This window comes from Streptomyces violaceusniger Tu 4113, from assembly GCF_000147815.2.
GTDB classification, from domain to species: Bacteria; Actinomycetota; Actinomycetes; order Streptomycetales; family Streptomycetaceae; genus Streptomyces; species Streptomyces violaceusniger_A.
In genome coordinates, this window is record NC_015952.1 from 100112 (window position 1) to 117656 (window position 17545).

A 17545-nucleotide genomic window follows, 5' to 3' on the forward strand; every position below is an offset into this window, starting at 1 on the left:
CGATGAGCAGCGAGAACGAGACCACCGAGAGCGCCGAGGGCGCCGGGAGCAAGGCAGCCGCCTCCAGCGGCACCAACAAGCGCCAGAGCCCATGGGTCCGCAAGGACACCTGGTACGGCGCCAAGGCCCGCGCCGACGAGGCCGGGGCCGACTTTGCCGCCGACATGCGCGACCTGGTCACGGCCTACGCCGACGGCCAGTTCGACATCGACCCGCGCGAGATCCCGGAGAAGGACCCCAGTCGCGCCGGCCGGGCGCTCTTCCCCACCGAGGACGGCTGGAAGCGCGCCAAGGCCCGCGCCTACCGCGAACACGGCGCCTCCGGCTCCGTCCTGGCCGAGTGCATCGCCCTGCGGTACATGAAGGGCCAGGTCAAGGTGCAGCGCACCGTCACCGTCACCGAGGCTCAGCCCGTGCGCCGCAACCTCCTCAACCAGGACGGCGGCGACGGCAAGGGCTCCGGCTCGCCGAAGAAGGCGTGATGCGGTTATTCGCCCGATGGAGGTACACCACGTGCACGGCATGCAGTAACTTCCGCAAGGGGTGCCGCCGCGGCGTCTGCCGCCTGTGTGTCTCGCGTGCCGTCACCGGCGCGCCGGGACGGACGCCACGCCCCGGAGGACCGGCCAGGGTCTCCGGAGCGTCCGGCCGCTCCGACTTCCGCCGTGAGGTGACCTACGGCCTCGCCGGCGATTCAGCGGAGGGCATTCTCGCCCGCCTGCTCCGCGGCGCCGTCTCCTTCTTCGACTGACCCGCCCAGAGATCAGGAAGACCGCGAGAAGGGCCCCCAGGGCTCCCGTACGGCCGTCACACCGGCCGGGAGACCCCTCGGGGCCCTTCCTGCGTTCCAAGGGCCCTGGGCACGGCTGAACGCCCCCGTCAGGACGCTGTATACACAGCCGCGCCCAGGAAGCGACACCATAGCCGCCCGGCGGCCGGGCGTCGGATCAGATGAGGAGTCCCCACCCGCGACCGGTTTGACGCGGGGTTCGTTGACGGGGCATGAGTCAGTCGATGCGGCTTTCCGGCGTCCTGGTCCCGGGGACCGGACGGCACCGCCGCACCAGGAAAGCCCAGGAGCCCGCCATGCCTGATGACCCGGTGGTCCGGCCGCCGTCCGTGTTCGACGCTGAAGACCTGGTCGACGCCGTCACCGACCTGTGCTCGCGGGTCGGCGCGCACAGTGTCGAGATCGGCTACAGCCTGCGCTCGGGCCAGGAGTCCGGACCGGCTGACTGGTACGCATACGCCGCCTACTACGGCGGGGCGATCAGCGAGCGGGGCCACCCGTCACCGGCCGCCGCCTGCTACGCGCTCGCCTGCCGCCTGGTCGCCGGGGTGCACTGCGCCTGCCGTCTTCCTGTCGCGCTCGACCCGGGCCGTACGCCGGGGCTGACGCGGCCGTGGGCGGCCGGGGAGCAGTGGGGCATCAGCGAGGCGCGCGAGGCTGGTTGGTGCCTGTGGGAGCCGTACATGAAGCGGTGGCGGGCGGGGTGCGGGATGCTGCCGTTCGAGGTGCCCGGGTCGGCCGTCGCCGAGCTGCCAGCGGCGGCCGGTGATGCGTCTGAGGGGGGCACTCCGGCGCTTCTGCTTCGAGGTGCCCGGGTCGGCCGTCGCCGAGCTGCCAGCGGCGGCCGGTGATGCGTCTGAGGGGGGCACTCCGGCGCTTCTGCTTCGAGGTGCCCGGGTCGGCCGTCGCCGAGCTGCCAGCGGCGGCCGGTGATGCGTCTGAGGGGGGCACTCCGGCGCTTCTGCCATGACGACCGCCTCCCCGGCGTGCATGCTGGGTCACTCAGATCACGGATCATCCGAAAGTAGGAGACCCATGGCCAGCGAGCTGACCGGCGAGGAGTGGCCGCGGCCATCGCGTCGCCGTGGCGAGACGGGGCGTCAGGAAAAGGCGGACATCGGCCGCCGCCTGAAGAAGCGGTACGACAACGGGATGAGCCTGCGTCAGCTTGCCGACCTGACCGGCTACAGCTACGGCTACGTCCACACGTGCCTGGCCCATGCCGGGGTGACAATGCGGGACCGGGGCTCGAACAAGTTTCCTGGACGCGTCCTGTCCATGTAGGGGCCCGGGGGCCTGCGTTGGAGAACCGACACGCCAAGCAGAAGCCCGGCCCCCTTTCGGGGACCGGGCTCTGTTCGCCCGATCAGGTGACTCTTCGAATTGGTAATCGATCGCCTGATCCATTGCCTAAGCTAATTGCGGGCGGGAGAACACGTCCCTGCCCGCAATATGTGTGATTTGTGACCCGCGTCTCTGAATGAAAGTCAGAGGCATGGCCACGATCGCAGTGATCGCCGGTATAAACTCACCGAACCGCAAGCAGAAACCCGGCCCCCTTTCGGGGGCCGGGCTCTGTCCACCGGGTCAGACGCTCTTCTTCTTGGCAGTCGGAGCACGCCTGACCCTCTACCTAAGCGAACCGCGGATCGCGGGGCTGGCAGGCCCCTTGCCGCATCGGGCTCCCCTTCCGCCTTCAACGGATGGGCTTGCTTCCCGCACTGCACGCTGTGGGCACTACTCTACCGTGCCCCCGCGTGCCGGCGTGAGTCCGAAGCGACATTGGTCCCTGGTTCGCAGGAGTACGAACCATTGGATACCAGGAAAAATCGGGCAACAAACGCAGTTGAAGAACTGCCCGGGGCACGTGGCATTCGTCACACGAGTAGCCGAATCGGCTTTCTCGCCGCCCTTCCCCCCCTGAGCCCTCGCATTCAGCGCCTCCTCATCGAGGGCGATACCGAAGGGGCCTACCCCTCGGATACCACGCAGCGCGGAGGAACCACCAGTAACACGGCCGCCCACGCCTGGCGAATCACTCGTGCGGTTGCCGCCGACGCCGCACGGGCCGGGTGGCGCCGGGACCAGTTCGTGGACGCCATGCTCCTCATCGGCTCCCACAAGGCCGGGGACCACGCCCGGCGCATGGACGCCCGCCGACCGCACGAAGGCCGCGAATGGCTCACCCGGGCCTTCAACGGCGCCTCCGAGTACGTGGCCACCGGCGAGCGCATCGCCACCCGGCAGGACTTCTACGTCTCCCTGGCAGCCCTCCGCGGCCGGGTCGAGGTCGCTCCCTGGAAGGGCACCGCGGGCAAGACCGACTTGAAGAACATGCTCGCCCGCCTGGCCATCTGCGAGCAGTCCGGCGACTGGGACCACACCGTCAGCGAACGCGACCTCGCCGAGCGCATGGGGTGCAGCCGGGAAGCGGTACGCCGGTCCAACTCCCGCCTCAAGGACGCCGGGCGCATCCGGCAACTGGACCGGGGAGACCACCGCAACGGGGCCCGCTGGATGCTCATTCTCCACGTCTCACGGGTCTCACAGGCGGTCTCACCTACGGTCTCATCTGGGGAGTCTCACGACGAGACCACTCCCCAAGGGCCTCTGGCTGGGGGGGCCATGAGTGGCCTCACGGTGAGACTCCCCCGGCAGGAGCCCAACATCGACGCCCGCACCGCCACCCGCCTCATGTCCGAAGACGCCTTCGCTCACCTGGGACTCGGCGGCTCCGGCCTCGCGGTCGTCTCCGCCCTCGCCGAACGCAACGGGCAGAGCGCCGCCGAACTGGTCGGCACCGCCTCCATCTCCCGCCCCACGGCCTTCCGCCAGCTCAAGAAGCTCGCAGAACTCGGCCTGGTGCAGAAGACGGCCGAGCTGTACTACCTCACCGAGAAGGCCACCGAAGGCGCAGGTCAGATCACCGAGGAGTGCACCGAGCCCGTTCAGGACTGGGAGCAGGCCGCTCAACGCCTGGGCACCGCGGGCAGCGGCCAGCGCCGCCGCGACCGGCACGACCGCGAGCGCAGGCACTGGGAGACCACCCAGGAACGCCTGGCCGAACGCCGCCGCCCCGCGACCCCCGCGCCCAACCCCCGGCTCGTCCCGCAGGAGTTGGTCCGGCCCGACGGAACCGTGATCGACTCCCGCACCGGCGAGATCACCGAATGGCGCGTGGCCAGCGACGGCGAACTCATCCTGCCCGACCCCTGGGGCCCGGAGTGGGGCCCGGCGTGACGTCAGCCCCCGGCAGACGGTTATCCCTGGCATGGACACCGCCCGCCGGAAAACCGGCCCCATAACCCGTTCCAGCGGACCGTGAAACACCGTCCGAGCCGCCCGTACAGGGCGCTACGCTGCTCCGACCGGCCGCTCACTCTCTGCGAAGGACTCGTCACCCGACATGCTGCTCTCCGCCGGCAACACGCCCGCCAACGACATAGCACTCCTGCCCTGGTGGGCTCAGCTCCTGATCGGCGTCGCCCTGATCGTCGTCGCCGCCGCCATGCACCACTTCGGGAAGAAGATCGAATCCGACATCATGGACATGGCCTCCTTTCTGCTCGGCTGCGGCGGCCTGTACGCCCTCGTCACCGCCCTGTTCTGAACCCCGAGGAGACCAGCCATGACGCCTGCTCAGCCCCCCAAAAGTCCCCTTGAGGCGTCCCAGGACGCCAAACGAACACGCGGCCTCCACACCGAAACCGCCGCCCTCACCGACAAAACCCGCAAACTGACCTCCGCCCGCTGGTACCCGTCCTGGCCCGGCGACCGCCCCACCGCCCACGTCCAGTGTCCGGGCCCCGAGGAAGACTGGGCCCACATGGAGGCCCTGTGCGCGCACCGCGCCTCCCTGCACGCCATGCAGGTCATCACCGGCTCCGTTACCCGGGCCCTGGACGGCCGTGAACCCCTCACCGCGCTCGTCGCGCTGAACCTGCTCCACGTGCCGGTGACCTCCAACGCCCAGGCGGCCCGCGACGCCGAGACGCTGGGAGCCCTCTTCGTGGAGCCCACATGATCGACAGCCCCCTGTGCGACGTCTACACCACCTACCTCGCCGCCCTCATCGCCGCCGAGCACCTGCTGATCTTCTGCCGGGCCCTGCTGCCGCTCCTGTGCGCAGCACTGCTCCTGAACAGGAAACTCGCGTGATCGAAGCCACTCCCATCTGCCCGCAGTACAGATTCACCGTCCCCGTCGCCCAGCTCAACCACGTCACCGCCTGCCACCGGTCCCTGCTGATGGAGGACGGGGTCCGGCCGGACACCCTGCCCCTGCCCCTGCCCGTTGTGCTCGCCCCGCCCGGCCAGCCCGTCCCGCGCATCCCCTTCGGCGTGATCGAAGACGTCGCGATCGGCTCGGGCCGGTTGTGGGCCTCCGGCGTCCTGCACAGCCAGGACGACATCGCCCTCCGGGACTGGGTGGGCGCCCTGCGCCTGGGCTCGGCTGCCTTCGCCCTGGACCTGGACCAGACCGAGAGCCAGACCATCAACGCCGGTGACCGGCAGATCCGCGTCTTCACTCACTGGCGCCTGACCGGCCTGACCGTCCGCCTCGGCGCCCCGATCTGGACCGCGCCCGGCGACATCGACATCAAGCCCATGACCAGCATGGAACGCCGCACCTGGCACCCCAAGACCCGTGAAACGGAGCCCCGGTGACCACCGACACCACCACCCCCGGCACGCGCGAGGACCCCGCGCCGCGCGTCCTGCGGGCCGTCCCCGATCAGCCGCTGACCGGACGCCGCTGGCTCTCCTGGGACGCGTGGGTCCGACAGAACGAGCAGACCGCGGACTGCCCGGCCATGAACACCCCCGTCGAGACGATGATCTCCTCCAACGGCTACGGGCCTCGCGTGAGCGGCCGCCGCCGCGCCGGGTGATCAGCGGACACGAAAACGGCCCGCGCTCCTGGGAGGAGCGCGGGCCGTCGACCGGCCGCCATGACGGCCGGGAGGTCACGGCGGCGGTCTGAAGGGTGAGCAACAGGGCGCGACCGTGACACACACCATAGCCACCACCGAGGACGGTGCGGAATGTTCTTCCTGCGGATGCCGGACGGCTTCATCCCCAAGGATTACGGCTGGGAACGTCAGGATGACATCAGCGGCCCCCACCAGCAGCACCCCGGCTTCGGGGTCTGGCGCCGCAAGCGGCCCCCGTACGACGGGTTCGAGGCCCTGACGATCTGCGCCTTCGACGAGCCCACCGGCGCCCTCGGCGGGTGGTTCCACCCCCTGCCGATGCCCGAGCAGGAACCACTGGGGGAGTTGTGGCGCCGTCTGCGTGACGACCCCCGGACCGCAGGCATGTCTACCGGATAGTCACCGGCGTTCTGGAACAATCGCCGGCATGAGCGAACCTGCCTACATACTGCCGCCGCCACCCGTGCTGAAGGTCCCCAAAGACGCCAAGCTCCTGTCCGCCGTCCCCGACGACGCGGACCCGCGCCTGCTCAGGATTCAGGCCCTGGAGAACTGGGCGCGCCTCTACGAGGCCGAGGCCACCCGGCTTCTGGAGGAGCTGTGGCGCGAAGGCCGCTTCAGCGAAGACCAGCTCCGCGCCGCGACCGGCATGTCCCGCATGGGCAGCCGCAAGCGCGCCGATCCCGTGTACCGCGAGCGGGTCAACCAGCAGCGCCGCCGACGCAGGAAGAACCCGCCACCCGACCCCGGAGACAGCACGTGAGCACCGAAGCCGCGGCTGTCGACGTACCCGGCCAGGACGTCGACAGCCTGATCACCACCGCGGACCAGCTCCGCGAATACCTCCACACCCATCCCACCCGTCACGCACCGGCCCAGGACGGCCAGTGCGCGTGCGGGTGGCCCCACGTGCCGCCCGCCCTCCTCGGCGCCTTCCAGGAGAACAGCAGCTTCCCCACCCAGGACCAGCACGCCGCGGCCGTCCTCGTCGGAGCCCTAGGGGACCTGCTTCCCTCCGACACCTCCGCACACGACGACACCGGCGCCCTGGTGCCCGTGCCGTGGCGCCCACTGGTCAGCCACCTGCGCGACGAGATCGACTTCCGCGACCGCAGCATCGACCCCCGCTTCGTCACCCTGATGAAGTGGTGCCTGGCCCAGGGCCACGCGGACGTGCACACCCTCGCCCAGGTCACCGTGATGCACCCCGAGTACCTGTCCCGGCTCCTGGGCGCGCCCGCACCGGCCGCCGCCATCGAGGACGAACCGGAACCCGAGGGCGGGGACGAGACACCGGGCTCCGCCCCGTGAGCCCTGACCGCGCGTTCCGCTCCCTGTCCATGGTGATGTCCGCCGCCGTCGCCGTCCTGCTCTACGGGGTGGTGATGGTCGTCGTCGGCCTCATCACCGGCGGACGGCCACTGCCCTCCTCCTACCTGGTCGCCGCAGCCGTCGGCGCAGGAGTCGGCTACTGGAAGTCCGCCCGTATCCTCGCCCGCCGCCGCCCGACGAGGCCCGCACCGCAGGAGGAACCCCGCACGTGACCCACCGCCACCACACGCCCAGCGACGAGGAGCGGCACAGGCTGCGGGCCGCCGTCACCGCGGCCCCGCTGCTCGAACTCACCGAGATCACCGGCGTCGCCGGGGGCCGCGTCCTGCCGGTGATGTCCGTCGGCATCCTGGACGAGCCCCACGTCCCTTACGTGCGCCTGACCAGCCAGGCCCTCTACCGGGTGCCGGAGCTGCTGCGGCCGTGGGCCGAGTCGTTCATCCGGGTGCACCTGAACAGCGAGAACCCTCCTGAGCTGCCCTGCTGGGTGGAGTTCGGCGTGAGCGACGGGCAGGCCGTGGCCGCGATGAGAGGCAGTACCCGTATCCTTCCGGCGAACTGAAGTCCGCCGAACGGGATATCGTGCTTGAGCGGCCCCGGATCGGCACCAGGTCGGCCGCGGAACAACCCTGTGAGGGCGTCTCCCACCTGCGGAGGCGCCATCTTCACGACTCCCCCACGACTGACCGAAACTCCCCACGTCAGGACCCACGATGAGCGCTCAAGCGATCAACTTCCTGTCCGACTCCATCAACGACAATCTCGCCGCCGCCCAGCTCCTCACCGACGACGTTGTTCCCACCGCCATGCGCCTGGTCTCCGAGCACGCCAAGGGCCTCGCCCTCACCGGCGACGCCATCCCGGATGCCTGTATGAGCGGCGCCGCCGACATCTACGAGCACTCCACCCGGAGCCTGTGCGTCCTCAAGGGCAGCGTGAACAGCTCCTCCTACGGCGCTTACTCCCGCCTCATCCTCATGCGCATCGCCGTGGCCGACAGCCTCACCCACCGCGCCGGACACAACTTCACCATCGCCAGCGCCCTCGGCCACTGCGCCTACCCCATCGGCGACGAACCGGCCCTGCGTGACCACGTCGCCCGGAACCAGGATCTCTACGACCGGATGGGTCACCTCGCCAACGAGGCCGCCACCGCCGCGAAGTGAGGGACGGCCCCGCGATGGGTTGTCCCGCCTCCACCGTCCTCACCGAAACCGACTCCGCCCGGTACGCGGCCCTGCCGAACTCCGTGTACGAAACCAGCGAAGAGCAGTGGTGCGCGCTGTCCCCGGGCCACGACGGGGAACACGCCGCCGAAGTCCAGTCCGCCGTGTTCTCCGACCGCTCCTACTGGATGTTCTGGAACGACGGCGAACCGGGCTACCGCATCCTCCTGCTGCCCAACTGCCCGGTCACCTGCCGCCGCGCCGACCACACCACCGCTCTGTGCCTGCTGTACGCCGGTCACGGGGGCGCACACGACTGGATCGACCAGAAGGGCTGACCACCCGCCGAAGACGGCTCAGGGCCGACGCCGGCGACGGCAGCAGCCCTGCCGGACCCCCTACTACCCAAAACGGCCTGCCCCCGATGGGGGCAGGCCGTTTTGCCGTCAGAAGATCACACGGCGGCGGTGCGGGCCGCGTCCTGCCGGTGATGTGCGTCGGCATCCCGGACGGGGCCAACGTCCTGGTGCTCTTTCATCCGCTGGGGCACACCGCTCATCCAGCGGTTCGTGCGCGGAAACAACCGAGGAGCCTTCCTGCGGAGCCGACCTCGCGCCGCCGCCATCATGCCTGCTGGGCGACGTCGAGTGCGGCCAAAGCAGACTGCTGGTTCCGCGCGGATCGTGTCGTGGTGGCCACCCCCACGGCCTGAGTGGCGTACGCGATGGCGATGTCGCGGGCCCCCCGGGCGGCGTGCACGCGGGCGCTCGACGTCAGCACTTCAGCCGCACCCCGGACGCTCGTAGCTGGCCACGTCGCCCTCGCCGCGTCGAGTGCAGTCTGACCAGCGTCCAGGTAAGCGGGGTTCCGTCGCCCCAGGCGCCACATGACGTGACCCTGCCACTTGTTGATCTCGGACTCGCTCAAATATCCGATATATGTGGGGACCTCACCGTCTTGGACGTCTTCGAGGATGCGCCACGCCGTGCGCAGGTCGGTGCGCGCCTCGGGAGCCGCATCGAGCCCGGCATGGTGATGTGCACGCACTGCATGCAACCAGCACCGCACTGCCGGGTGCGCTTGCGTACCAGCGATGCTCAGAGCCCGGTCGACGAGGTTCCGAGCCCCGGCGTAGTCGCCGTGATCCGCCAGCACTCGGCTCGCCTGCCCCACCAGATTCGCGCAGCACGAGATGTCGTTCGCCTGCCGAGCGTGCTGCGCCGCCTCTCGATACGACGTGAAGGCCGCATCCGCCAGGCCAAGGTCAGCCTGGAGAAATCCGATGAATCCGCCCGTATCAGCCGCAAGGGCCTGCACGTGCCTTCTCTCGGCCGCCGACCTGGTCGCCATGAGCCAGGTCATGATCTCCTGGTGGTGAGCTACCGCCGGGCTGTAGATCGTCGCGGCGCCGGACAGGTTGTCCAGCCGTCCGTGGGCTGCCCTAAGCGCCCGATGGGCCTCCAGTTTTTCGCGGCCCCCGATCCCGGTGGCCGCGCTAACACCGGCAGCAGCGACACCGGCTCCGGCCGCCCCCTTGAGGAAAGATCGGCGCCACATATCGTCCTCCAGTAAGTCATCGAACTCGGCACGCGCCTTTTCGGTCGTAGGAGCCGCCTCCAGCATTTCGCCGGCATCCAGGGTGATGGGATGGACGAAGTGAGTCACGGCCTTCTGTGCTGGCCTCCCTGCGCCACGCGTCAGTACAAGGAAATCATCGACATCCAGTTCGAGTACCGCGGCGACGTCCTCCAGGTACACATCCGGCGTTCTGATCTCTTTTTCCCACCGGTAGACGTCGTTCGCAGTGACCGAGTCCACCCCGCAACGGGCGTTCACCTGGTCCGCGACTTTCTTCTGCGACCACCCTCTGGATACCCGCGCCTCCCGAAGCACAGCCCCGAATCCGCGCAGCGTTGATGGGTCGAGCGAAGGAGGCATGCGCCAACTCCCTTGTCAATCAGCCTCGTCTGGCTGACAGCGTGGCAGATACCGGGGCAGATCCGTAAGCCCACGTACGGGCGTTGACTTGTCAGCAGCTCCTCCGGGGGCCGCCTCCTCCTCGTCAGGTAGCCCCCGCCGGAGCGCTGAAGCGCAGTAGCCCGTCTCCACCCCCGTTGGGGGCGGGCTACTGCCCCTAACGGCGCAAGGGAGCACCCCCGTGACTGCTCAGACCACCCAAGCTGCGTCCCCACCTCGCACGGCCACCGCCCCGGCCCGGCCCATGTCCGTCGAGGCCCGCGCGTTCATGCATGCCCGCATCAACAGCGGCCTTCCGCCCTCCAAGTGGGGCACTTACACGTGGAAGGTGTTCTTCTCCCTGGGCGGCATCACGTGACCGGCGAGACGATCCCGGCCGTGGTCTACGTCTGCGCGCCCACCGCGAAGCGCGAGGCGGAAGCCGCCGCAGCGGGACGGGCCTTCGCCGCAGCACACGGCTACCGGGTTGTGGAGACCATCACCGACACCTTCGGCGAGACCGACCCCGCCAACCGGCCGGGCTGGAAGCATCTGCTGCAACTCGCCGGTACCGAGGCGGTCACCCGCCTCGTCACCCATCTCCCCGGCTACATCTCCACCGATGTGGACCGGCGGCACGAGGCCACTCGCGGCCTCGCCGATCTCGGCGTGCGGTCCCTGTATTCCTGGCCGGTTCAGGGACCGCACGCCGAGGGGGAGGAGACCGCCCGGTGACCTCTCCTCAGCACGCACGCAAGCGCGACCCCATCACCTTCTCCGGCGTCGGCTTCGTCGGCAAGGCACTCAGCTTCTGGCTGGTGCCGTCCGCTGCGGTCTTCACCGCCGTCAACTACGCCGAGCGCGGCGACCAGGCCCCCTCCCTCTCCCAGCCCGACCGGCCGCCTCTCGACGAGGCGGCACCCCTGGACGGCTGGTGAGCCGTCACCGCCGAAGGAAGCGGTACCAGCTCCCCACCCTCACGGAATGGGGCGTCGGCGGTGCCGCGATCGGCCTCGTGCTCTGCCTCTTCACCTCGCTGGCAGAGCACTCCGTATAGACCACCCGGCGGCGGCTTGTAGAGCACAGACGCAGCCCGTCGCCGGGCCTCAATTCTTATGCATACGCACACCACAGGACCCAGCCATGACACAGCAGTACGCCACGCGATCCCGGCTCAGCGTGCGCGCCAGGGAAGCCGTCCGCCAGCTCCCGTTAATCGCCGGCGAGCCGGGCGGCGGCTTCTGCCCGGAGTACTACTCGCCCGTCGATACGGTCAACGGGCGCTATCACTGCCACAACTGTGGGCACAGCGGTGGCGCTCCCTGACCGCCGACCCCTACCGGCGCCTGATCCTCGAAATGGTCGCCTCCGTCGCCTCCGTCGGAGCGCTGACAGGGAGTCTGGTCTTCGCGGTCTGGCGCAGTTGACCGGTGTCCTGTGCAGGGTGCACAGCAGCCCCCGCCTCAAGGTACGAGGCGGGGGCTGCTGTGTCCCTTGTCCCGAGGACGTTGCACTACACGCCGGGGCCCGGGACCGAGTCGACGTCGGGCAGCTTCAGCAGGTCGGCGCCGGTGCGGTACCACGAGCACTCGCACAGCGTGCCCCTGGCCGGGTGGTAGGGGCACCCGCGGGTGTGGCGGCCCACGGCCGCCCGCAGGCTGGGGTGCGTGTCCTCGGCCAGGGCGAAGGTCTGGAAGTCGGTCCCGCCCCAGGAGCTGGTCACCGTGGCCCCGAGCGCGGCCAGGGCGGCGGCCACCTCAGCCCCCTCGCCCTCGGCCAGGGGGTTGAGGACGTCCAGGGTGTCCATGTCGTGCTCCACCTTGTGGACGTGCACGGAGACCATCGTCGTCCCGCCGCCGGGGCCCTGCGGCTTGAAGTCGTAGAAGCGGCGGCCCTGCGCGTGCACCACGACGCCGTTGGCGAAGCACAGCGCCTGGGGTTCGGGCTGTTCGGTGCGCAGCAGCCATTGGAGGCCCGCGGCGAGCGCTACGTCGCGGCTGGGCTTGTCGGCCTCGTCGCGCAGCCAGCACGAGGAGGCGACCTCGGGACGGCGCCGGAGGGTTTCAAGTTCATCAGGGGACACGCCGTAGGTACTTTCTCTTGAGAATGTCTACCGGGTAGCAATAGGATGCTGCCTATACCCGAAACGAGCAGGCCCCCGGGTGACGTGTGACGGCCGGACGTCGGAAGCCAAGACCGTCACACCCCCAGGGGCCTGCGCCCGGCACGGAACCGGAGAACCCAGTATGGCCCACGGCATCACCCTCGAACGCCGTCTCAAGCTGCTCACCCGAGCGGCCGCCGACATGCGCCCCGTCCTGATCGGCTACAACGCCGAGAACCCGTGCCCCCGCTCCACCGGCGGCGATCAGATCATCGAGATCCACAACGTCCAGTCCTCCAAGGCTGGAGACATCGTCCTGGACGCCTGGTGCCGCATGTGCGGCCACGTGGAGCGTTTCCGCCTGGACCGCATCACCCGCCACCGCACCCTGCGCGTCAAGCTCCAGGGCCCGGTACCGCCGTGCACCCCATACTTCACCGCCCGCGGGCCGGTCGGCGTCGCCCAGCTCACCCGCCCCATCTCCGCCAAGCCCACCAGCGGCGGACTGCTCTCCCGCGCCAGGAGCCGTATGGACGACGCAGCCCGCTTCCAAGAGCTGTTCGGCCCGACCGAGACCTACCCCCGCCGCAAGATCGCCCTCACTACCGGTGAACTCCTCGCCGACGTCCGCGGCCTGATCCGCCACGCCGGTCAGAACACCCCCGAGGCCGACGACTCCCGCTTCCGCGCCGTCTTCGGCTCCCCCCTCGCCTACCCCGAACGCCACCCCAGCGCCACCACCGCCGACGATCACATCCGCGAGATGCACCAGAACATGAAGCGCTGGAAAGCCCTCCACGCCTCGGTCGCCTGGGTCGAGCGCTTCCGCTCCCTGAGCGACGAGTTGGACAAGAACGGCGGCATCGACTCCCCGGCCTACCAGACCCGCTACCGCGCCCGCATCACCGCCCTGCTCGCCGAAAGCCCAAAGAACAGGGGCCTCCTCGTATGACCTGGCAGATCGTCCCCCTGCTGAAGGCCGTACGCGGCCCCCAGCCCGACGGCGTCCCCGACCGCCCCGCCGTGCCCTACGAGGCCAGCCCCACCGTCACCCGCCGGAGCTGGAGCCGCGACGTCCGCGACATCAGCGCCGCCTTCCGCACAGCCCGAAGCGCCCGCGACTGCATGGACCACCAGAGGGGACACAGCGCATGAGCACCACATCGGACCGCTACCAGGCCGACCGCGCCACCCGCGCCCGCACGGTGGCCGCCGTGTGCACCGCGAACCTCCTTGCCCACCTGGTCCCGCTCGGCGAGAACCGGCGCCTCAAGCTCTCCGGGCTCGCCAGGGCCGCCGACATCAGAGCCCACGGCATCAGCGCCGGGTTCGCGCCCGTGATCCCGCCGTGCCCCCACTGCGCCCGCCACACCCGCAGGCCCGAGGGCCACCGGCCCGGCTGCCTCACCCGCACCGCCGCCGAGCCCGAGCCGTGCGACCACTGCGGACGCCGCACCCGCAAGATCCTCGGCCACACCCGAGACTGCATCGTCCGCCAGGGATACGGCGAATGAGCCACCACCCCCGGCGGCCGATGTTCTGTGACGGCCTCGACTGCACCCCCACACCCGGGGGTGCACCCGGGGAATGGCAGCACGTCCATCCGTGCCTCCGCGGTATCGCCGAAGAGGCCGTCACCCGCACCACACCCACCGAACCACCGACCGAAAGGCCCCCCATGGACCTCGACCAGCGCCGCGACCAGGTGAAGACAGCCCTGCTCAAGGACCCCGACTTCATCGCCGTCTCCGAGATCGACGAGAACAGCGCCGATCAGCGCGTCCTCGGCGCGGAGACGGAGAACGGCGACCTGTTCTTCATCACCATCCAGCGCCCCTGACCACCCCCTTGACCGCCCGGGTGCCGCCGCGTCTCCCAGCGCGGCGGCACCCCCGGGAGGACCCTTTCCGACCATGAACCTTGACGACCTCGTCATCCCCGGCGAAGACAGCCCCCTCGCCCAGCGGGCCGCCGAGCGCGAGCACCCCGGAGCGAAAGCCGTCTACGACCGCATGGAGAACTGCGCCCGCCTCCTGGCGCTGTCCTTCCTGGCCTACCGCGCCGGCGCGGACGAGAACCTGACCCACCGGCACGCCTTCCGCGGCGAACTCGCCCGAGCCGAGTTCGACCACATCAAGATCACCCCCGGCGACGGCATCGCCACCCGGATGATCACCGAGCACGACCGCAACCTGATCCGGCGCCGCGCCCTTGCCATCGCCAACGCCACCACCGCTTCCCAGGAGCAACACCAGTGACCACCGCTGCCCGTCGCCCGCGCCGCACCCCCCTGCGCACCCACACCCCCCGCACCACCCTGCGCGGCCGGACCGCCGCCGCACGCCCGGCCGCCGCGTCCGCGCCCCGCGCCGACCGCACCCCGCCACAGATCCCGCTCCACGAGGCCATCCGCCGCGTCATGCGCGACATGCCGCCGGTGCCCAAGCAGGGCTACAACGAGGAGGACGGCTACTACTACAAGCGCCTCGAAGACGTGATCCTCAAGCTCCGCGAGGTCTGCATCGTCCACGGCCTTACCGTCCTGCCGGTGCAGGTCGCTACCAACCGCACCGGTCACGGCCCGCTCGTCGCCGTCGAAGTCCGTGTCACCTACGACATCACCGGCCCCGACGGCAAGTCCAAGGCCGTCCAGTACGCCGGTGAGGCCCGCTCGGAGACCGACAAGGGCACCCAGATCGCCATGTCGCAGTGCTGGAAGTACCTGATGACCCAGGTCTTCATGATCCCCTCCGAAGAGGACGCCGAGGGCGACGCGCGCTCCCCGCGCATCCCCAACGTCCGGGACATCCGCAGCCGCGCCGACCAGCGGGACGCCGACCGGGCCGCCTCCCAGCGCCGCCACCCGGCCGGACGCCAGCGCCCCCAGGGCCAGCAGCAGGACAACGGCCAGGGCGCCCCGCCTGCCCCGGTCATCGCCGCCCCCAACGCCAAGGCCATCGCCGACCGGCTCGTACGCGCCGCCAGCGCCCCGAACGCCGACGCCGTGATCCCGATCCTGGAAGAGGCCACGAAGGCAGGCGCGCCGGAACCGGAGATCCAGACGATCCGCGAGATCGGACGCACCAAGCGTGCCGCCGAGCGCGAGGCCGCCGCCAAGACCGCGCGCTCTGCCGGGCACACCGGCCGTGGTGACGAGCACCAGGACCACCACGGCCAGGGCGACGAGCACGGCGCCCACGACCACGGCCAGGGCGACGGTGAGGAGCACGGCGACGCCGGCGCGAGCGAACCGCCTGCCATCCGTCTCGTTCCCCCCGTGGACGTCCCCGAGCAGTCCCCGGAGGCCGCAGCCCGCGTGAAGGCTGTGGAGTTCTTCAACGAGTGCGCCGAGACGGCCGGTTACGAGCACCCTGCCGAAGCGGCCCGCATGTTCAAGGCCCGGTACGGCAGGACCCTGGAAGAGGCCGAAGTCTACGAGATCGAAGCCTTCGCGGCCGGGATGATCCCCGACGGAGCGCCGAGCGTGGAGGATGGACACGGAAGCGAAACGGATGAGTGAAGCGGTGGATGACCTGGTGCGTGTGATCGACCTTCTGATCCCCGGGGCATGCCCCCCGATGCCCACCGGCCCGGTCTCCCTCTTCAAGGGAGAGCAGCGCGTCTACGTTGCCAAGTACGGCGCGCTGCCCCCGCACTGGAGCGACGAACGCTGCCTGGAGTGGGAGTGCGCCCGCGAGGACGCCGTCATGATCCGCTGGCGCCGCGGCAGCACCCGGAACCAGCGGGACGCCGCCTACCGGTGGCTGCTCCGCCACAGCCTGGACGACATGGGCCGCCCCAAGGTCTGGGACACCCCCGCCGAGCCCGCCCCGGAAACAACCGTCGCCCGCACGGTACCGGCATTCGCTCTCGCCGGTTAACGTCCTGTACGCGACAGATCACAGTCCGCGACCCAAGGAACCACGTGCCCACACTCGTCAAGGAAGACCACCTGAGGGCCTTCCTCATCTCCCTCGGCCTGGCCCCGGAATCGCTCGCCGAGCTGGACCACGAAGCCCTCCTCGGCTTCACCTCGGCCGTCCTGGACTACGAGGCCCGCGCCGCCTACAACTCCGACACCGGCCAGATCTACGGCCACGACGGCTACATGGGCGCCTGCAAATCCCTCCCCCCCGGCGACGCAGCCGAGAGTGACAGCGTGGGCTGCGCAACCCTCTCCGTACGCCTGGCGGAACACAACATCGCCCGCCTGATCAACCAGATCGGCGAACTCGAAACCGCCGACCCGGACACCCCCCGCCTGATCCGGCCCGCGATGTCCATGCTGCTGGGCGCCGGTCTGCTGATGAACATGCTCAACAGCACCCTGGAACACAGCGACTACCGCGCCGCCGTCAAGTCGGTGCAGGAGTGCATCGTCCGCTCCCGCAGCGGCCTGGAAGACGTCAAGCGCTCCATGCGCTCCCAGGGGATCGACCTCTGATGGCCCGCCGCTCAGACCAGGACGCCGCCCTGGACGCCGTCTACGACCAGATCCCCGACGTCGGCTGCAAGGGCCTGTGCAAGGCGTCCTGCGGCCCCATCGAGATGTCCTACCGCGAGCGGTCCCGCATCCGCGAGCGCACCGGCATCACCGTCGAGTCGGCCGCGCAGTCCCTGAAGAAGAACAACCTCACCTGCTCGGCCCTCACCGACGAGGGCCGGTGCGGCGCCTACGAGTACCGACCGGCCATCTGCCGGTTGTGGGGCGCCTCCGAAGACATGCCGTGCCGCTGGGGCTGCCGCCCCACCGACGGCCAGCCGCCCCTGAGCGCCCGGGAGTCCTATCGGCTCCTGGGCGCCGCCAACGACGCCGGAGGAGGCTCCACCTCCTCCTTGCACAACTTCACCGAAGCCGACGTCCTCAACGCCTACGACCAGCGCGGCGAGGAAGCCATCGGCCCGGCATCGGCCCGCCGGGAGAACATCCGCCAGGGCGAGGAGAGCGACTACTTCCGCGAGGCCAGCCAGGACATCCCGGCCGCGTTCGTCTCGCCCCAGGTGATCGGCCGCTACACCACCGCCCTGCGGGTCCTCAACGAACGCCAGCAGCGCCCGTACGCCTGATGGGGATGTGCAGCGCCCAGCCGTCGACCGGCGCCGGACACCCCATCAGCCGGCGCGGCGGGCCGCGTTCGCGTCGCATCGGTCCGGCCTGCCCATCCGGCCGGACCGATGCGTGCAGCAAATCGCCGGACCAACAGATCGGTTCGGCGCACACTACGATCACCGACACGAAAGACCCCATGACTCACCACAGTCAC

31 protein-coding genes are annotated in these 17545 nt (G+C 70.0%); 29 read left to right on the plus strand and 2 right to left on the minus strand.

All coding sequences use genetic code 11. From position 1 onward, the window contains the following. Positions 1 to 2 precede the first annotated feature (2 nt). From STRVI_RS45505 to STRVI_RS45575, 16 genes are all read left to right on the plus strand, one after another. On the plus strand, positions 3 to 482 hold the full coding sequence (locus tag STRVI_RS45505) for a hypothetical protein (protein ID WP_014043823.1): 480 nt from the start codon (positions 3 to 5) through the stop codon (positions 480 to 482). 604 nt (positions 483 to 1086) lie between these two features. After that, entirely contained in the window at positions 1087 to 1641 is a 555-nt protein-coding gene (locus STRVI_RS45510) for a hypothetical protein (RefSeq protein WP_014043825.1), read from the plus strand. Positions 1642 to 1825: 184 nt separating this feature from the next. Further along, entirely contained in the window at positions 1826 to 2074 is a 249-nt protein-coding gene (locus STRVI_RS46980) for a helix-turn-helix domain-containing protein (protein ID WP_014043826.1), read from the plus strand. 816 nt (positions 2075 to 2890) lie between these two features. Beyond that, entirely contained in the window at positions 2891 to 4030 is a 1140-nt protein-coding gene (locus STRVI_RS45520; RefSeq protein ID WP_251983050.1) for a helix-turn-helix domain-containing protein, read from the plus strand. Between the two features lie 166 nt (positions 4031 to 4196). Then, positions 4197 to 4400, plus strand: coding sequence for a hypothetical protein (locus tag STRVI_RS45525; protein ID WP_014043828.1), 204 nt, complete (start codon positions 4197 to 4199; stop codon positions 4398 to 4400). An 18-nt stretch (positions 4401 to 4418) separates the two neighbouring features. Further along, positions 4419 to 4814, plus strand: a complete 396-nt coding sequence (locus tag STRVI_RS45530; RefSeq protein WP_014043829.1) for a hypothetical protein — start codon at positions 4419 to 4421, stop codon at positions 4812 to 4814. Next, positions 4811 to 4948: a hypothetical protein gene (locus tag STRVI_RS53340; RefSeq protein ID WP_014043830.1), complete on the plus strand. Its 138-nt coding sequence runs from the start codon at positions 4811 to 4813 to the stop codon at positions 4946 to 4948. The genes STRVI_RS45530 and STRVI_RS53340 overlap by 4 nt, the downstream gene beginning before the upstream one ends. Continuing rightward, on the plus strand, positions 4945 to 5457 hold the full coding sequence (locus STRVI_RS45535; RefSeq protein ID WP_014043831.1) for a hypothetical protein: 513 nt from the start codon (positions 4945 to 4947) through the stop codon (positions 5455 to 5457). The genes STRVI_RS53340 and STRVI_RS45535 overlap by 4 nt, the downstream gene beginning before the upstream one ends. Next, the gene (locus tag STRVI_RS45540) at positions 5454 to 5681 is read left to right on the plus strand and encodes a hypothetical protein (RefSeq protein ID WP_014043832.1); all 228 of its coding nucleotides are present in this window, start codon (positions 5454 to 5456) and stop codon (positions 5679 to 5681) included. The genes STRVI_RS45535 and STRVI_RS45540 overlap by 4 nt, the downstream gene beginning before the upstream one ends. Before the next feature lie 153 nt (positions 5682 to 5834). After that, complete coding sequence (locus STRVI_RS45545; protein ID WP_014043833.1) at positions 5835 to 6122, plus strand: hypothetical protein; 288 nt, start codon at positions 5835 to 5837, stop codon at positions 6120 to 6122. 28 nt (positions 6123 to 6150) lie between these two features. Next, a complete protein-coding gene (locus STRVI_RS45550) occupies positions 6151 to 6486 on the plus strand; it encodes a hypothetical protein (RefSeq protein ID WP_014043834.1) in 336 nt (111 codons plus the stop codon). Further along, positions 6483 to 7034: a hypothetical protein gene (locus STRVI_RS45555; RefSeq protein WP_014043835.1), complete on the plus strand. Its 552-nt coding sequence runs from the start codon at positions 6483 to 6485 to the stop codon at positions 7032 to 7034. The genes STRVI_RS45550 and STRVI_RS45555 overlap by 4 nt, the downstream gene beginning before the upstream one ends. Beyond that, positions 7031 to 7267: a hypothetical protein gene (locus STRVI_RS45560; RefSeq protein WP_014043836.1), complete on the plus strand. Its 237-nt coding sequence runs from the start codon at positions 7031 to 7033 to the stop codon at positions 7265 to 7267. Before STRVI_RS45555 ends, STRVI_RS45560 begins: the two co-directional genes overlap by 4 nt. Further along, positions 7264 to 7617: a hypothetical protein gene (locus STRVI_RS45565; protein ID WP_014043837.1), complete on the plus strand. Its 354-nt coding sequence runs from the start codon at positions 7264 to 7266 to the stop codon at positions 7615 to 7617. The genes STRVI_RS45560 and STRVI_RS45565 overlap by 4 nt, the downstream gene beginning before the upstream one ends. Positions 7618 to 7768: 151 nt before the next feature. Beyond that, the gene (locus STRVI_RS45570; RefSeq protein WP_014043838.1) at positions 7769 to 8221 is read left to right on the plus strand and encodes a hypothetical protein; all 453 of its coding nucleotides are present in this window, start codon (positions 7769 to 7771) and stop codon (positions 8219 to 8221) included. A 14-nt stretch (positions 8222 to 8235) separates the two neighbouring features. Beyond that, positions 8236 to 8559 (plus strand): hypothetical protein, encoded by a 324-nt coding sequence (locus STRVI_RS45575; RefSeq protein WP_014043839.1) that lies wholly within the window; start codon positions 8236 to 8238, stop codon positions 8557 to 8559. A gap of 286 nt (positions 8560 to 8845) precedes the next feature. Here STRVI_RS45575 and STRVI_RS45580 read toward each other — a convergent pair whose 3' ends face one another. Then, entirely contained in the window at positions 8846 to 10159 is a 1314-nt protein-coding gene (locus STRVI_RS45580) for a helix-turn-helix domain-containing protein (protein ID WP_014043841.1), read from the minus strand. 220 nt (positions 10160 to 10379) lie between these two features. Here STRVI_RS45580 and STRVI_RS53345 point away from each other — a divergent pair, with 220 nt between their 5' ends. From STRVI_RS53345 to STRVI_RS52390, 4 genes are all read left to right on the plus strand, one after another. Further along, positions 10380 to 10556 carry a hypothetical protein gene (locus STRVI_RS53345; RefSeq protein WP_014043842.1) on the plus strand — a complete coding sequence of 59 codons (177 nt, stop codon included), beginning with the start codon at positions 10380 to 10382 and terminating at the stop codon, positions 10554 to 10556. Further along, positions 10553 to 10912 (plus strand): hypothetical protein, encoded by a 360-nt coding sequence (locus STRVI_RS45585; protein ID WP_050994204.1) that lies wholly within the window; start codon positions 10553 to 10555, stop codon positions 10910 to 10912. The genes STRVI_RS53345 and STRVI_RS45585 overlap by 4 nt, the downstream gene beginning before the upstream one ends. After that, the gene (locus STRVI_RS45590; protein WP_014043843.1) at positions 10909 to 11115 is read left to right on the plus strand and encodes a hypothetical protein; all 207 of its coding nucleotides are present in this window, start codon (positions 10909 to 10911) and stop codon (positions 11113 to 11115) included. The genes STRVI_RS45585 and STRVI_RS45590 overlap by 4 nt, the downstream gene beginning before the upstream one ends. 205 nt (positions 11116 to 11320) lie before the next feature. After that, positions 11321 to 11503 (plus strand): hypothetical protein, encoded by a 183-nt coding sequence (locus STRVI_RS52390; protein WP_014043844.1) that lies wholly within the window; start codon positions 11321 to 11323, stop codon positions 11501 to 11503. 187 nt (positions 11504 to 11690) lie between these two features. Here STRVI_RS52390 and STRVI_RS45595 read toward each other — a convergent pair whose 3' ends face one another. Further along, positions 11691 to 12260, minus strand: a complete 570-nt coding sequence (locus STRVI_RS45595; protein WP_014043845.1) for a hypothetical protein — start codon at positions 12258 to 12260, stop codon at positions 11691 to 11693. 163 nt (positions 12261 to 12423) lie between these two features. Between STRVI_RS45595 and STRVI_RS45600 the strand changes: the two genes are divergently transcribed. The 9 genes from STRVI_RS45600 (at position 12424) to STRVI_RS46985 (ending at position 17348) form a co-directional block, all read left to right on the plus strand. Then, the gene (locus STRVI_RS45600) at positions 12424 to 13233 is read left to right on the plus strand and encodes a hypothetical protein (protein ID WP_014043846.1); all 810 of its coding nucleotides are present in this window, start codon (positions 12424 to 12426) and stop codon (positions 13231 to 13233) included. After that, complete coding sequence (locus STRVI_RS45605; protein ID WP_014043847.1) at positions 13230 to 13436, plus strand: hypothetical protein; 207 nt, start codon at positions 13230 to 13232, stop codon at positions 13434 to 13436. The genes STRVI_RS45600 and STRVI_RS45605 overlap by 4 nt, the downstream gene beginning before the upstream one ends. Continuing rightward, positions 13433 to 13795, plus strand: a complete 363-nt coding sequence (locus STRVI_RS45610) for a hypothetical protein (protein WP_014043848.1) — start codon at positions 13433 to 13435, stop codon at positions 13793 to 13795. Before STRVI_RS45605 ends, STRVI_RS45610 begins: the two co-directional genes overlap by 4 nt. Further along, positions 13792 to 14121 (plus strand): hypothetical protein, encoded by a 330-nt coding sequence (locus STRVI_RS45615; protein WP_014043849.1) that lies wholly within the window; start codon positions 13792 to 13794, stop codon positions 14119 to 14121. Before STRVI_RS45610 ends, STRVI_RS45615 begins: the two co-directional genes overlap by 4 nt. Positions 14122 to 14194: 73 nt before the next feature. After that, a complete protein-coding gene (locus tag STRVI_RS45620; RefSeq protein WP_014043850.1) occupies positions 14195 to 14539 on the plus strand; it encodes a hypothetical protein in 345 nt (114 codons plus the stop codon). Next, positions 14536 to 15801: an ERF family protein gene (locus STRVI_RS45625; RefSeq protein WP_014043851.1), complete on the plus strand. Its 1266-nt coding sequence runs from the start codon at positions 14536 to 14538 to the stop codon at positions 15799 to 15801. Before STRVI_RS45620 ends, STRVI_RS45625 begins: the two co-directional genes overlap by 4 nt. Beyond that, complete coding sequence (locus tag STRVI_RS45630) at positions 15794 to 16162, plus strand: hypothetical protein (protein ID WP_043242579.1); 369 nt, start codon at positions 15794 to 15796, stop codon at positions 16160 to 16162. Before STRVI_RS45625 ends, STRVI_RS45630 begins: the two co-directional genes overlap by 8 nt. Before the next feature lie 44 nt (positions 16163 to 16206). Further along, the gene (locus STRVI_RS45635; RefSeq protein WP_014043853.1) at positions 16207 to 16725 is read left to right on the plus strand and encodes a hypothetical protein; all 519 of its coding nucleotides are present in this window, start codon (positions 16207 to 16209) and stop codon (positions 16723 to 16725) included. Continuing rightward, complete coding sequence (locus tag STRVI_RS46985; RefSeq protein WP_014043854.1) at positions 16725 to 17348, plus strand: YkgJ family cysteine cluster protein; 624 nt, start codon at positions 16725 to 16727, stop codon at positions 17346 to 17348. Before STRVI_RS45635 ends, STRVI_RS46985 begins: the two co-directional genes overlap by 1 nt. Positions 17349 to 17545: the final 197 nt, after the last annotated feature.